The 14,540-nt window shown below is 46.1% G+C and carries 11 protein-coding genes and 3 pseudogenes; 8 read left to right on the plus strand and 6 right to left on the minus strand.

Annotated features, from left to right (window positions below):
- The first annotated feature begins 11 nt into the window (after positions 1-11).
- Together flgM and flgN are read left to right on the plus strand one after the other, a co-directional pair.
- Entirely contained in the window at positions 12-305 is a 294-nt protein-coding gene (gene flgM / locus FEK47_RS23675) for a flagellar biosynthesis anti-sigma factor FlgM (protein WP_130224460.1), read from the plus strand.
- Positions 306-320: 15 nt separating this feature from the next.
- Entirely contained in the window at positions 321-767 is a 447-nt protein-coding gene (gene flgN / locus FEK47_RS23680; protein ID WP_130224462.1) for a flagellar export chaperone FlgN, read from the plus strand.
- 122 nt (positions 768-889) lie between these two features.
- Here the strand turns inward: flgN and flhC are convergent, their stop codons facing one another.
- The 3 genes from flhC to FEK47_RS23695 form a co-directional block, all read right to left on the minus strand.
- Positions 890-1,441 carry a flagellar transcriptional regulator FlhC gene (gene flhC, locus FEK47_RS23685; RefSeq protein ID WP_135487821.1) on the minus strand — a complete coding sequence of 184 codons (552 nt, stop codon included), beginning with the start codon at positions 1,439-1,441 and terminating at the stop codon, positions 890-892.
- A gap of 10 nt (positions 1,442-1,451) precedes the next feature.
- Positions 1,452-1,799, minus strand: coding sequence for a flagellar transcriptional regulator FlhD (gene flhD, locus FEK47_RS23690; protein ID WP_130209555.1), 348 nt, complete (start codon positions 1,797-1,799; stop codon positions 1,452-1,454).
- 1,145 nt (positions 1,800-2,944) lie between these two features.
- Entirely contained in the window at positions 2,945-3,577 is a 633-nt protein-coding gene (locus tag FEK47_RS23695; RefSeq protein ID WP_135487820.1) for a response regulator transcription factor, read from the minus strand.
- Between the two features lie 786 nt (positions 3,578-4,363).
- On the opposite strand from FEK47_RS23695, the pseudogene FEK47_RS23700 reads away from it, so the two are divergent.
- Positions 4,364-5,577: pseudogene (locus tag FEK47_RS23700) on the plus strand (IS91 family transposase).
- 240 nt (positions 5,578-5,817) lie between these two features.
- Here the strand turns inward: FEK47_RS23700 and FEK47_RS23705 are convergent.
- Positions 5,818-7,320, minus strand: coding sequence for a FliC/FljB family flagellin (locus tag FEK47_RS23705; protein ID WP_276606028.1), 1,503 nt, complete (start codon positions 7,318-7,320; stop codon positions 5,818-5,820).
- Positions 7,321-7,612: 292 nt separating this feature from the next.
- The gene (locus FEK47_RS23715) at positions 7,613-8,908 is read right to left on the minus strand and encodes a FliC/FljB family flagellin (protein ID WP_138183404.1); all 1,296 of its coding nucleotides are present in this window, start codon (positions 8,906-8,908) and stop codon (positions 7,613-7,615) included.
- 608 nt (positions 8,909-9,516) lie between these two features.
- Here FEK47_RS23715 and FEK47_RS25565 point away from each other — a divergent pair.
- The 4 genes and pseudogenes from FEK47_RS25565 (at position 9,517) to FEK47_RS25580 (ending at position 10,821) form a co-directional block, all read left to right on the plus strand.
- Entirely contained in the window at positions 9,517-9,726 is a 210-nt protein-coding gene (locus FEK47_RS25565) for a hypothetical protein (RefSeq protein WP_240726354.1), read from the plus strand.
- A 116-nt stretch (positions 9,727-9,842) separates the two neighbouring features.
- Positions 9,843-9,911 (plus strand): annotated as a pseudogene (locus FEK47_RS25570) (hypothetical protein); the annotation flags it as partial.
- 153 nt (positions 9,912-10,064) lie between these two features.
- Positions 10,065-10,352 (plus strand): transposase, encoded by a 288-nt coding sequence (locus FEK47_RS25575; protein WP_240727897.1) that lies wholly within the window; start codon positions 10,065-10,067, stop codon positions 10,350-10,352.
- A gap of 163 nt (positions 10,353-10,515) precedes the next feature.
- Positions 10,516-10,821 (plus strand): transposase, encoded by a 306-nt coding sequence (locus FEK47_RS25580; protein ID WP_240726352.1) that lies wholly within the window; start codon positions 10,516-10,518, stop codon positions 10,819-10,821.
- Positions 10,822-10,984: 163 nt separating this feature from the next.
- On the opposite strand, the pseudogene FEK47_RS23730 reads toward FEK47_RS25580, so the two are convergent.
- Positions 10,985-12,086: pseudogene (locus tag FEK47_RS23730) on the minus strand (transposase); the annotation flags it as partial.
- 772 nt (positions 12,087-12,858) lie between these two features.
- Here FEK47_RS23730 and FEK47_RS23735 point away from each other — a divergent pair.
- Positions 12,859-13,830: a RepB family plasmid replication initiator protein gene (locus FEK47_RS23735; protein WP_130224619.1), complete on the plus strand. Its 972-nt coding sequence runs from the start codon at positions 12,859-12,861 to the stop codon at positions 13,828-13,830.
- The last annotated feature ends 710 nt before the right edge of the window (positions 13,831-14,540 follow it).

Raw genomic sequence — 14,540 nt, forward strand, 5'->3', positions numbered from 1 at the left:
TCAGGATAACTATGAGTATCGAGCGTATTTGCCAGACCTCTCCTGTACAGGGAGCTGATATCCGACAATCAACGGATTCACGTCAGCCTCAACCGCAGGATGGATCACTGCGATCCGACGATCAAGATGCCAGTGTGCATGTTGAATTAAGTCATCTGTCTGACATGTTTACTTCAGATGATTCCAACGATGTAGACCACGCCCGCCTCGCCAAAATCTCTGCGCAAATAGCAGCCGGAGAATTAACCCTGGACAGTGATCATATCGCCGCCCGGTTGGTTGATGAGATTATTCGATTTTCATAAACCAGGAGCAACAAAGTGAAAGATCAGTTAGAAAAAAACCTTATTAAATTACAAACACTTCTTGATGAGCTGGAGGGGACCTTGTTGGAAGAAGTTTCCCAGCTCAGCCGCGCGAGAATAAATCCAGTCTCGCTTCAGGTTATCTCTGACAATAAAAGTCGTTTGTTGGCTGCAATTAATTTTTATGATGAAGAACGTAAGCATGCAGAAAAAAATGCACAGCTTTATATTCCTTATAAAAATAATGCCAGACTTGCCACTCGTTGGGAAGGAATTACGTTGGTGCTACGTCGTGCAAGTGATTTGAATCAAAAGAGCAATCAATTACTCGAAATCCATATGGAAAGAGTAACCACGCTGAGAAAATTAATAGTACAAACTGGAAGTATGCCATCACTTTATGGAGAAGACGGCGATCATTCTTATCATCATGTTGGAAATAGTTACCGGATTTCTGTATGAATCTGGCGATGATAGCAGCCAGAAAACATCCGTCACTCCGCGCCTTTATAATCGCCACCATCCCTGCCATTCTGTGCATTTAAAATCCACAGATGGCAGGAAGATATGCGTATTAGTTTTCATTAAATCTCATTGTTTACATGTTCAAGTGATTGTTCTTTTATTTTCTTGCTTGCGCGAGAAGGTGGAAAACAAAGGCTACAGGTAAAGGTGTGTAAACTGTATCCTGGTGTTGTGACAAAACTGCCACCGCAACCGCAACAACGCGTCAATTCAACCATTCCGCAGTCAATAAAGCGTAACAGCGTCCAGGCTCTGGTTAAGCTCAGGATAGACTTTTCACCGGATTCCTTCTGGATCTGGTCCAGATACAGTCGGTAAGCTTTGAGCATGACTTCGACTGGACGGCCAAAGTTTTTCTTTTGCAAAAAGCGATAGATGTTATAGAAAATCGAAGAATGAATGTTCTGTTCCCATGACATATACCAGTCAGCAGAAAATGGCAGCATACCTTTTGCAGGTGAACACCCTTTAATTTCCTTGTAAAGTCTTAATAACCACCGACGACTAAGGTTAGTTTCACTTTCAAGAACCTGCATTCTGGCGCCAAGATTAATCAGTTCCATTGCAATTTGAGCATCCTTAACTTCATTAATAATGCTTTTATCACTCATAATCGTACCCTCAAATGGCAATGTTTTTCTGTTCGGACAAGGAATCCAGTAATTCTGTGGAAAGAATAATTCCAGTGTGAATACGTTGCAGAGCATCAATCCTTGAATCTCTGGTTAAACAATTAAGTATCATTTCACTGTCTATACGTAAACGACAAATTAATTGTCCGGTAGATGACAGTTTAATCAACTGGGGAAGAGATAAACCTACCAGAGATTCCATTGTCGCTTCATTTAGTCCCAGTCTGAACCCGGCAGATATTTTGTCCTCCAAAATTAATCGTTGTGCCAATAAAAGGTAAGTCAGATTCAAATCATGGATTGCTTGTGATTGTTCAGAAAGTTCAATCGCATTCATTACGTTATTTCTCCAGACAGACTCTTATCGAGTTCGTTTATTAATATTTAGACACAAAATAAAACATTATATTATCACCTGATTCTACTAAACACATCAGGTTGGCTTACTGATAAATATTTAAAGATGACTGCTTCAAAATAATATTCTGGCGTTGGGAAACCTATGTTTTTTGCTATTAAATGCAAAAAAACCATCTAACATATTATTTTAAAAGAAAAATTTATACTGTATATGCAGACATGCCACTCTTATGGTAGTCACCATAAATGTCGATATGGCATCACAACGCTGTGAGGATGATTTCAATTTTACATAAAAGGTCATAACTCTTACGAATGGTGATAACTATGGGTTATTTCCAGAAAAGCAAAATGCCGTTGAGTTATTTCATGAGTTAGATTTTAAACAAATGATCTCGCTATCAAAAGACCTTAGGAATCATTTCATGATAAAATGTTATTTAAATAAAAACAACACGTTACATGCGTAACATAAAAACATTCCTAATGATGTTTAAGTTATAATTAAGTATCTTGTACTGAGAAATGATACTTTACAGTAAATTCAACTGGCTTCGAGAGATTTCATTCTTAAAAGCTGTCATCCACCTTTCAATTGAGTTATCAGACAAATACTTATTTTTGTATACATTGCTGCTTTTCGTTGATATCAGGTTATTCAAACAGGAAAGGTAGTGAAGTGAAAAACGTCGACTGGAGCATAGCTACGCCATCTCAGACGAAAACGTCAGGAGTACTATGCCTTTAGCATCACCGGTCAGCAGGAAAATAGCAGGATGAAAAGCGCCGTGAAATGCTCTTCAGAGGTCTGAAAACAAAATGGGGACCAGTAAATGGTTAAGCCACTAAAGACAAGGTCTGACAGTAAAACAGCGGTTATGTAGTGAACGACGACTATAGTGCTGGCTCTCTCTTTTCCAACGATGGACTAGCGCGTGAAGGATCAGAGAGCCGTCATTGCTATTGCCGTAAAATAGTGGTCAATATTTATTATATGACCACTACAGTGACAGTGTTCTGACAGCACTCCCCGGAATGGGTTCGTACTCTTATGGAGCTAAAAACGCCCTAAACACGCAAATTTTATTCTGACTACCAGGCGCTATACCCTTCCCTTCTACACTATATGGTACAGACTCCCATTCTCAGACCTACTTTTAACAGTTCAATGCCACTATGCACATCCATTTTTTTCATCAGATTTAAGCGGTGTGTTTCAACAGTTTTATTACTGACGTCCAAAATCTTTGCGATATGTTTGTTTGTTTGCCCATCTGCAATAAGTTGCAGAATTTGTCTTTCACGCATAGTGAGAAAATTACAAGGGACGGGTTTTCTTGTGATGGGCGATGTCTGAAGTAAACCATCATCAAAATAATGAGTATTATTATAAATATTTTCAATCGCATGGTTTAAATTTTCAGGAGGGCTTGTCTTCCAGACAACTCCCATAGCACCGGCATCAATGAATTTGTTTGCATCTATATACGGTTTTTTTTCCATATATGATATTAATTTTGATTTTACTCTCATAGAGCCTATCCAGCGTATCAGTTCAATGCCCTCCAGACCATCAGAGAACTCACCAAGAATCAATACATCCGGTTGATATTGTGAACAATACTCAGCTGCACTCAGAGCATCAGTGAAGGTAGATGATACATCATAAAGAGATGGATACTTTGATAAGAATGTTACAATTCCATTTAACATCAGTGGATATTTATCAGCTACCACCACACTAATTTTCTTCATTGTTTTCTTCCTTTTCTGGCGAATCCCTGGATCACCCTATAAATTTTAGGTGATTAACCCTATTGATTGTAAAAAAAACAAATTATATAGTCATGATGAGAATATGATTTGTATTTCATAATAACTGTTATAATCCTGTGTAAACATCCGCTCATAAAAATATAATTAATTTAATAAGCGTTAGTCGTTTATCAGAACAACTATCTACCCTGATAATTTCTCAATGCTGTTGGACTCGCTATTAACAGAGTTACCTTGTTGTTTACACCATTAGATAGTGATTTATTTCATAAATATCATCGTCCAGTAACCTACCACTTGCATACCGTTATATAGATTACGTCCCTTCCGCAGCACCTGATAATCCGCTGACCATATAGTCAGTTTCGGGCTTGCCTCCACTGCGTCATTTGCAGAGCATTACAGGACAGTAACACCATCATCCACGATGATATCCATCAGTGGATGCCTCAGCACGGCCAAAAGTCGTTTACCTCCAACAGGTGCACTTAGTCTTCACCTGTACGTAATCATGTGATGACGTTCTGTTTTAGCAAGTTCTCCATTACTGCCAGACGATGCTTACAGTAGCTAACCAGGCTGTTTCTGGCGCGGTTTTCTCGTGCCTGAACTCTTTATACCATCGGGTTGTGTTGCCTGACGGAGAACATTGCACATAACGGTGTTGTAGTACTAACGGAACAGTAGCGCCCTTTCAGGGCGAGCGTCACCGCTTCGCGGTTCCGATGGTTTGCATGTCCTGAGCACCGTTTTATACTCTGCGGCATGTATATTCCACGCCCCGCAAAACTGCTCTTCACCGTCGATGACGGCTGTCTCCGTTACCCCGCTTCGAACGGAGACAGCGTCAGTCCCTGGACCCGCCTCTGCGTTGAGCGCAAGCTCGCCTGCGGCACCGCCAGCATGGGCGTTCGACGCTACTGCTGCGCATCGGCAGACTGTACCCACTCCCGCTTCTTCTGCCAGAGCTGCAAGTCTAAGGCCTGCAGCTCCTGCGGCTTCAAAGCCACCGAGCAGTGGGTGACGCAGCAGAGCCACATTCTCCCCGACTGCGACTGGCAGCACATCACCTTTACCATGCCCCACCTGCTGTGGCCGTTTTTTAACAACAACTGGCCTCTCCTCAACGCCCTGTTCCGCGCCGCCACCCGCGCCATGCTCCGCCGGGCCCGCAGGCAGGGCGTGGAGGTCGGCATCTTCTGCGCCCTGCACACCTACGGCCGCCAGCTCAACCAGCATCCGCACATTCACCTGTCCGTCACCCGCGGCGGCCTCGATATAAAACACGGCGTCTGGCGCGACCTCTTCTTTAAGAAGCAGCCCGTGGAGGAAATCTGGCGCGGGGCGGTCATCCGGCTGCTGCGCCTCAGTTACGACCTGATTAACCCCGGCAGCCTGCCGGGACTGGGGCATATCCACGACAGAAAGCAGTGGCAGCGTTATCTGCAGGCGCAGTACGGGCGCCGCTGGAAGGTCCACTTCGCGAAGAAGACCCGTGGCGCCTGGCGGAGCGTCAAATACCTGGGCCGCTACCTGAAGCGCCCGCCGGTATCGGCGGCAAAGCTCAGGCACTACAGCGGTAGTGCCGTGGTGCACAACGACTATGATCACCGGACGCAGCAGTACCGTCAGCAGAAGCTGACCCGGAGGAGATGATCGGTCGCTATATCAGCCACGTGCCGGCGAAGCATTTTAAAATGGTACGTTACTACGGCTTTTTGTCTAACCGGAAACGGGGAGAGCGGCTACCGAAGGTGTATGAAGCCCTGCAGATGGAGGCGCGGAAAAAAACGGAGCAGCCGGGCTTCGCCGCGCTGATGAAGGCGTTTCTGCATACCGATCCCTACAAATGCATTCTGTGCGGCAACCGGCTGCGCTTCAGCGGCGCAGAGACCGGCAGACACGCCACGGCGTTAGTGGCAGAAAGGCTGCATAAAATCGACCGGAAACGATGGCTTCTGGCCCGGGCAGCAGGATAAGTGCGCCTGAAAAACGGGTTTCAGGTTAAATCTTCGACGTAAACAGCATTTTATTACCCTAACTCACCCGACCTCACGTCATCACTGCGTTTCTGATAGCGGTTTTCATGGTCATGATATTTTTGAAACGCTTTTCCAAAATCCTAACCATCAAGCGGATGTCCGCCAAATTTAGTGGGATTGCAGAACAGGATAAAAATAGGGATTGTCGGCAGAATCATTCTGCCGACAGAATGCCAATTACCGCAGAAGTTGCAGAATGTTTTGCGGAACCTGGTTAGCCTGTGCCAGAACAGACGTTCCCGCAGACTGCAGGATGTTAGCTCGACTCATTTCAGACACTTCAGAGGCAAAGTCAGCGTCCAGAATGCGTGAACGAGACTCAGACAGGTTATTAACGGTGTTGTTCAGATTGCTAATCACAGAATCGAAACGGTTTTGCACGGCACCGAGACCAGAGCGTAGTTTATCGACCTGAGACAGTGCAGCATCGATGGTTTTCAGCGGATCAGGCGTAACGGTATTAGCGCCCTTAACCGCAACACCGGTGTCGGTGAATTCGCCTTCAATACTTACAATACCATTTTTAGTTATTACTTTTTTCTGTGTGTAGTCAGCCTTGGTGACGTGGCCTTTACCATCGTCCACATAAAAATTTCCCAGGTCGTCAGTTTTCAATGTCTTTCCCCCCAGAGTTGCCACTGAATTATCACTAATGGTGACATCACCGCTATATTTCTGACCAACCACTGAACTCACATTTTTGGGATCCACTGTCACTGGGGTATTAGTCTTAAAACTAACCACGCTGTTATCAATGACTTGAGCGGAATAGTAATTCCCATCGTCGCATTTCGCATAAAGATCGCCCGTTGCCTTGTCTTGTACGAGATCCTGCGCATGAATGTTTTGATCACCTCGATTGTCCAGATCAGCTACCGTATAAGTTATCTCGGCGTTATAAAACATACCATCGGGAATCACTGTGGTAATTGGCAACCCTGCGATATTTTCTGACACGGTAAAATCTGTCATGCCGAGGGTGTCAGCATCCATTTTATTCAAATCGATACCGATTGTTTCTTTATCGTTAGACCCCACCTGGATAGACAAAGATTGATCCCGACTGAGAACTTTAACACCGTTAAATTCAGTCTGATCGGAGATGCGGTTGATTTCCGACAGACGGGCGTTAATTTCATCCTGAATGGATTCACGGTCAGAAGCTGAGTTAGTTCCATTCTGCGCCTGAACAGTCAGACGGCGGATATTCTGCAGGTTATCGTTCACTTCGTTCAGCGCACCTTCAGTGGTTTGAGCGATGGAGATACCGTCATTAGCATTGCGGGAAGCCTGAGTCAGACCAGAAATGCTGGCGGTGAAACGGTTGCTGATAGCCTGGCCAGCAGCATCGTCTTTTGCGCTATTAATGCGCAGACCAGAAGACAGGCGCTGAATAGCTGTACCCAGTGTTGTCTGGGACTTATTGAGGTTGTTCTGTGCTAGAACGAAGCAGCCTGGCGGCTGCAAATCGATGTGTGGCAGAATAGCGTCATTCTGAACCCCATCGCCGGAGGTTATCCCGTGCCACACTCTCCTGAGCATCAGCTCATCCACACGAAAATGGTTAAGCAGATCCTGAAGGTCGTTGCCCGACAGAATAATTTCACGTACCAGTCTGTTTTTACCAAGGAGCCATGTCCGGTGTTTCACGCGATAGTGTCCATTAAAAATGATGGACACTATTTTCCCGGAACCGGGGTCTGCTGCACAGACGGTCTAATTGAGACGCTTACAACCGGGGCGGTTCATACCGTATATCCGCCACTACAACCTTGAGCGAAATCATACGGCCAACGGGGGAGAGTCTCCCGTGCGCTATGAACAACAGGCTGAGAAAAAAGTGTCCTGTTTAAATTGACCAGAACAGAAGACATTTGAGGTTTTAAGCGGATGTCCGCCAAATTTAGTGGGATTGCAGAACAGGATAAATATAGGGATTGTCGGCAGAATCATTCTGCCGACAGAATGCCAATTACCGCAGAAGCTGCAGAACGTTCTGCGGAACCTGGTTAGCCTGTGCCAGAACAGACGTTCCCGCAGACTGCAGGATGTTAGCGCGACTCATTTCAGACACTTCAGAGGCAAAGTCAGCGTCCAGAATGCGTGAACGAGATTCAGACAAGTTATTAACAGTGTTGTTCAGATTGCTGATCACAGAATCGAAACGGTTTTGCGCGGCACCGAGGGCAGAGCGTAGTTTATCGACCTGAGCCAGTGCAGCATCGATGGTTTTCAGCGCATCAGGCGTAACGGTATTAGCGCCCTTAACCGCAACACCGGTATCGGTGAATTCGCATTCAATATGTATATCGTGACCTTTACCTTCTTTTTTCTCTGTGTAGTCTGCCTTGGTGATGTGGCCTTTACCATCGTCTACATAAAAATTTCCCTCTTCGTCAGATTTCAATGTCTTTCCCCCCAGAGCAGCTACCGAATTTTCATTAACTTGGATGTAACCGCTATATTTCTGACCAACCACTGAACTCACATTTTTGGGATCCACTGCAACTGGGGTCTTAGTATTAAACTCAAACACGGAACCGTAATCCTCAAGTAAATAGAAATTCCCATCGTCGCATTGAGCATAAAGCTTACCCGTTCCATTTTCCTGTACAATATCCTGCGCGTGAATATTTTGGTCACCTTCATTTTCCAGATTAGCCACCGCATAAGTTAACTCGGCGCCACACCAACCGCCGTCGGTTTCCACTGCAGTAATTGGCAACCCATTGATATTTTCTGACACAGTAAAATCTGTCATGCCGAGGGTGCCAGCATCCATTTTATTCAAATCGATATCGATAGTTTCTTTATCGTTAGACCCCACCTGGATAGACAAAGATTGATCCTGGCTGAGAACTTTAACGCCGTTAAATTCAGTCTGATCGGAGATACGGTTGATTTCAGACAGACGGGCATCGATTTCGTCCTGAATGGACTGGCGGTCAGAAGCTGAGTTAGTACCGTTCTGCGCCTGAACAGTCAGACGACGGATATTCTGCAGGTTATCATTCACTTCGTTCAGCGCACCTTCAGTGGTCTGAGCGATAGAGATACCGTCGTTAGCGTTGCGGGAAGCCTGAGTCAGACCAGAGATGCTGGCGGTGAAACGGTTGCTGATAGCCTGACCAGCAGCATCGTCTTTTGCGCTGTTAATACGCAGACCAGAAGACAGGCGCTGAATAGCTGTACCCAGTGTTGACTGGGACTTATTGAGGTTGTTCTGTGCTACAAGGCTGAGAGCATTAGTATTAATAACCTGTGACATAGTATATCGTTCCTGTAAGTTAGACGGAGTGGATTGTTGATATTTAATTCAAATAAAACATGTAATTATGTTTACTGTTTAGCAGTACGGCTTATGACAAAGCGACTGAGGACTGAGGCATATGTAATATCGGCATGGAAATAAAACGACTAAAGATTGAAACATTAATGGAGCGTTCCGGTGTTTTTTATGAACGTAGCGCCCTTTCAGGGCGAGCGTTCCGGTGGTGTTCATGACCTGCACACAGCTTTATGCTCTGCGGTATGTTAATTCCCCCAGGATATCCTCTGTATGCCGCGCAACAAATCTCCGAAAAAACGTAAACAACACAAACCCGGAAAACCCGGCAGGTCTCCTGCTGACGGGCGTATCCCGTACCGACGCTACCCCAAACGCTTCATAATATCCGCTCCGCCTGAGCACGGTCATGAGAGCCCGCATGAGTTCTTTTATGACAGCGCCGAAGAAGTCATACAGCACTGCGTCCACCATGGCCTCAGTTTTTTCTCGACACACTGGGCTATCCGCCTCTGGTCACGGTTATCCGCGGTTTTGAGCAACACCCCGGTGATGCAGAGAGGGCCGGATATGACTGTACCGATAGCGCAATGACAGAAAGCATGCCCGTGGACCAGTTCATGACCTGTACAGAACTGGGGATAATGCCGGTCTCCTTCGACCCATGGGACAAACCCACCGACAACTGGGCTGACTGGCCCGAAAAACCCGACTGCGACTGCGGGCAGTATGTTGATTTTCGCTTCACCGGCAAGATACCCGTGTGTAATACTCCGGATGTATATCCCGCGCCCGGCTAAACTCCTTTTCACCGTCGATGACGGCTGGAACAGGTACCTCGCTTCGAATGGCGACAGCGTCAGCCCCTGGACCCGCCTCTGCGTTGAGCGCATGCTCGCCTGCGGGACCATCTGAGATGGGCGTTCGCCGCTTCTGCTGTTCGTCACCCGGTTGCACCCATTCCCGCTTTTTCTGTCAGAGCTGCAAGTCAAAGGCCTATAGCGCCTGCGGCTTCAAAGCCACAGAGCAGTGGGTTCGCAGCAGAGCCATATCCTCCCCGACTGCGACTGGCAGCATATCACCTTTACCATGCCCCACCTGCTGTGGCCCTTTTTCAACAATAACTGGCCACTCCTCAATGCCCTGTTCCGTGCCGCTACCCGGGCCATGCTCAGGTGGGCCCGTTGAGGTCGGTATCTTCTGCGCCCTGCATACCTACGGTCGCCAGCTCAACCAGCATCCGCACATTCACGTCTCCGTCACCCGCGGTGGACTCTGTGTGAAGCACTGCATCTGGAAAGATATATTCTTTAAAAAAGACAGGGGGGAAGAAATCTGGCGCACTGCTGTCACTGAGTTATTGCGGGACAACTATGAACAGATTAAGCCCGCCAGTCTGCCGGGCTATGGTCATCATCCGGGATGAGAAACAGTGGCGCCGTTATCTGGATGCACAGTACGGACGCTACTGAAAAGTGCACTTCGCAAAGAAAACCCGGGGGGCCTGGCGAAGCGTCAAATACCTGGGCCGGTACCTGAAGCGACCACCTGTGTAGGCGGCGAAGCTCAGGCACTACAGCGGCGGTGCCGTGGTGCACCATTATTACGACCACCGCACGCAGCAATACCGCCAGCAGACGCTGACCCAGGAAGAGATGATCGGACGCTATATCAGTCATATCCCGGAGAAGCATTTTAAGATGGTACGTTACTACGGTTTTTTGTCCAGCCGTAAACGGGGAGAGTTGCTGCCCAAAGTGTATGAAGCCCTGCAGATGGAGGCGCAGAAATGCCTTCTGTGCGGTAACCGGCTGCGCTTCAGCAGTGCACAGGCAGGGAGACATGCGACCGAATTAGTGGCAGAAAGACTGCATAACATTGATCGGAAACGATAGCTTCTGGCACAGGCTGCAGGATAAGTGCGTCTGAAAAACAGTTTTCAGGTTAAAAATACGCCGAAAACGGCATTTTATTGTAAATAGACCCGTTTTAGTTCCATGCATTTTTTGAGAACCCGGCCAAATGACCCTGGCCCAAAATCAGTGCAGTGCTAAATCAGAGATCTTCGTCTTTCCGGAGACTTCGGATGAATTCAGCCGGAGTCATGTCATTTAATGATGAATGTGTCCTTTCATGATTATATTCCCTGCGCCAGCTGTCGAGTTTGTCCTGCGCATCTTCCAGTGACAGGAACCAGTGAATGTTCAGGCATTCATCCCGCAGACTGCCGTTAAATGATTCAATGAACGGGTTATCTGTCGGCTTTCCGGGGCGCGAGAAGTCCATGGTCACGCCGTGTTCATACGCCCATTTATCCAGACTTTTTGAGATAAACTCGCTGCCGTTATCTGTCTGAATACGTACCGGCAGGCGCTTACCCAGCACCCGCAACCCTTCCATCACACCGACCACATCCTCGCCTTTCAGCGACTTTCCGGCATGGATCGCCAGACACTCCCGACTAAAATTATCGACTACAGTCAGCGCCCGGAAACGCCGTCCGTTAAACAGATTATCCGACACGAAATCCATACTCCAGCACTGATCGATATGCGTCAGGACCGGACGTTGCTGGCGATGTACTGCACTGACATGTCTGCGGGGGCGCTTTCTGCGCAGGTTGAGACCTTCCAGACAGTAAATCCGGTGTGTTTTCTTATGGTTAACAAGCCAGCCCTCCCACCGCAGCTGGATATGAATACGCGGACAACCATACCGTATCCGGGTTTCCGCGATCTCCCGGATACGCAGGGTTATCGCCCGATCGTCACGCCGGCTCTGCCAGTGGTAGACAGTTCTGTTCTGCTCTGCATCAGCAACCCGCATCCCCGGCGGACACTGATGCGGTATGCTTCCTGCAGGAAATGCACCGCCTGGCGCTTCTGAGCCGGCCTCAGAACTTTTGTTTCAGTACCTCCTGCAACATCTCCTTATCCAGACTCAGATCGGCCACCAGTTTCTTCAGCCGCTGATTTTCATCCTACAGTTGCCGCAGACGCCGCAGTTCCGTCACGCCCAGACCGGCAAATTTCTTCTTCCAGTTGTAAAAGGTGGCCTCAGAAATACCCATCTTTCTGCAGACTTCCCCGACGCGGGTGCCGGTTTCGGCCTGTTTCAGCGCAAACGCAATCTGTTCTTCGGTATAACGGGTCTTTTTCATGGTAATAAGCCTCTCTGTTAGCAGGAAGAAAGACCGGAGACTTCAGTTTAGACTGGTACTGTTTTCAGGGAGGAGATCAGCACATCATTACTGCATTGTTGACACTGCTGTTCATGGTCAGGAGATTTTTAAAACGATGATTCATTTTCCTAACCATAAACTGCTGTCGTGGTGTGGATAGGTCAGGACCGAGTTCATGGCTGTAACAGCAACATCTGCGCGCTGTTGCGAAATCAGGGTAAGTGCTGTTACGGGGTATCCTGTTGGTTGATACTGTTCTGTTATGTGGAGTCACCTCTGGTTCAGAGTTTACTCACGTCGTAAGGAGTTGCGGGTAATTGTTTTGTTCGGTTAGATCATAAAAGTTGATCCTAAATAGATCCATTTAAGATCCTAAATAGATCCCCGATCGCTGTAGCCTGCGCCCACTCTGCCTTTCAGACGATATCGATAAGCTATAGTTTGTAAAATATAAACTATAGTATGCACATATATAAGTTGTAGTGAGATAAACCCAGGCTGTAGTTTGCTATCTATATAAGCTATAGTGTGCATTCACTATAAAATGAAGCGATAGATATAATGAATTTTTTCCTTATTTTATAATGAGATACATACAGCAAGATAACGTTATACAATAGTATCAACAGGTTATGCACAGCGTATCAATAGCGCATTTTTTTGTGCTATTAGCTCGGTTATATGGACTGGGTGCCCAAACTTGGAGCTGATTTTGGAAAAAGATATTGATATTAAAAGCTTTTTTTACGAGGTGGATAAACGAACAGGAGAAGTCGTTTCTCTTACTCCAAATGCAAATAACACAGTACAACCTGTTGCTCTGATGCGTCTGGGGGTATTTGTGCCTACCCTCAAATCGCTCAAAAACAGTAAAAAAAATACACTCTCGACGACAGATGCCACTGAAGAGCTGACCAGGCTCTCACTTGCTAAGGCTGAAGGCTTTGACAAAGTGGAAATCATTGGTCCGCGACTGGATATGGATAATGATTTTAAAACCTGGGTTGGAATCATTCATTCCTTTGCAAAACATAAGGTTATAGGTGATAAGGTTCAACTCTCTTTTGTTGAATTTGTAAAGCTTTGCGGGATCCCCTCAAGCAGATCCTCTAAAAAGCTTCGTGAACGCATCAGCCCTTCATTAAAACGAATTGCCGGGACCGTCATTTCTTTTACCAGCCAGACTAAAGAGTATACGACTCATCTGGTTCAATCCGCGTACTACGACACCGCTAAAGATATTGTCATACTTCAGGCTGATCCCCGGTTATTTGAACTTTATCAGTTTGATCGGAAAGTACTTTTGCAACTGAAAGCGATAAACGCGCTGAAGAGACGGGAGTCTGCACAGGCGCTTTACACCTATATCGAAAGCCTGCCCAAAAATCCTGCGCCTATCTCAATAGCGCGTTTGCGCGCCCGACTAAATCTGAAATCGCCTGTTTTTTCGCAAAATCAGACGGTTCGCAGAGCTATGGAGCAGTTGAAAGAGATTGGATACCTCGATTACACGGAGCTGCAACGTGGGCGTAGCGTGTATTTTAACGTGCATTACCGTCGGCCTAAGTTAAAAGCGCCCCGCTCGGATAGCGATGCTTATGAGCAACCTGAGCATATAAATGATTCGGTTGACTCTTCGCTGATTGAAAAAGTTAAGCTACTTGAAAAGCTGGGAATTGATCTCAAAGATTTGGAAGCACTTCTGAATCTCCGTAAAACATAAGCTGTAGTCAGTAACATACTCATGGATGCTCACTATAGCTTATATTCAATGGGATAGTGTTTCTCAGATTCACAAAACTGGCATCTTTATGTCTCATATAACTTATTGAAATTTATATTTTATTCTTCACTTTCTTACATCATCAGTGGTACTGGCCTGTATTGCTGTTGATGTCTTTTAAACTACGTTATGCATAGTCTGCTCTTCTCAATTGTGTTTGCATCGACGAGTTAAGCAGTACTGCTTTATATGCGATAAGCAATAAAAATCATTTAAATCAATCAGTAATGGGAAATTTATCAGGTTTGAGCGTCAGTATTAATACTGACTATAGCTTATATTTATCTTATAAATATCGACCCTGCATCCTCTCTATAGCTTATGTTACTGTCTATAGCTTATATTGCTGCCTATAGTTTATTTAGGTGAAACTAACGTACTGATATCCCGGAAAAAGCTGATAGAGAAAAGGTATTGGATAACAGAGCTCAGAAGTGAAGGTTCGCGGCGTGGTTATCAGGTAAAGAGTGAGCGATAACTGATAAAGTGCTTATAGAGTGCTGTTACATTGAATGGTGACATATTCACGGGGTGATTAACTAAGGTATCTGTTATATCTGTATGATTTATCATGCATATTTTTGTGGCTGCTCGTTATTACAAAAAATGAAAGGTCGCTCTGATGGTTTTGTAAGTATCCCGCATAATCG

This window comes from Escherichia sp. E3659 (assembly GCF_005781135.1).
GTDB lineage: Bacteria > Pseudomonadota > Gammaproteobacteria > Enterobacterales > Enterobacteriaceae > Escherichia.

What these genes read in the sequence shown, in the direction of transcription:
- flhC (WP_135487821.1), bottom strand. Translation starts at nt 1,441, where the DNA reads ATGAGTGATAAAAGCATTATTAATGAAGTTAAGGATGCTCAAATTGCA.
- FEK47_RS25565 (WP_240726354.1), top strand. Translation starts at nt 9,517, where the DNA reads ATGACAGAAAGCATGCCCGTGGACCAGTTCATGACCTGTACAGAACTG.
- FEK47_RS23695 (WP_135487820.1), bottom strand. Translation starts at nt 3,577, where the DNA reads ATGAAGAAAATTAGTGTGGTGGTAGCTGATAAATATCCACTGATGTTA.
- FEK47_RS23715 (WP_138183404.1), bottom strand. Translation starts at nt 8,908, where the DNA reads ATGTCACAGGTTATTAATACTAATGCTCTCAGCCTTGTAGCACAGAAC.
- FEK47_RS25575 (WP_240727897.1), top strand. Translation starts at nt 10,065, where the DNA reads ATGCCCTGTTCCGTGCCGCTACCCGGGCCATGCTCAGGTGGGCCCGTT.
- flgM (WP_130224460.1), top strand. Translation starts at nt 12, where the DNA reads ATGAGTATCGAGCGTATTTGCCAGACCTCTCCTGTACAGGGAGCTGAT.
- flhD (WP_130209555.1), bottom strand. Translation starts at nt 1,799, where the DNA reads ATGAATGCGATTGAACTTTCTGAACAATCACAAGCAATCCATGATTTG.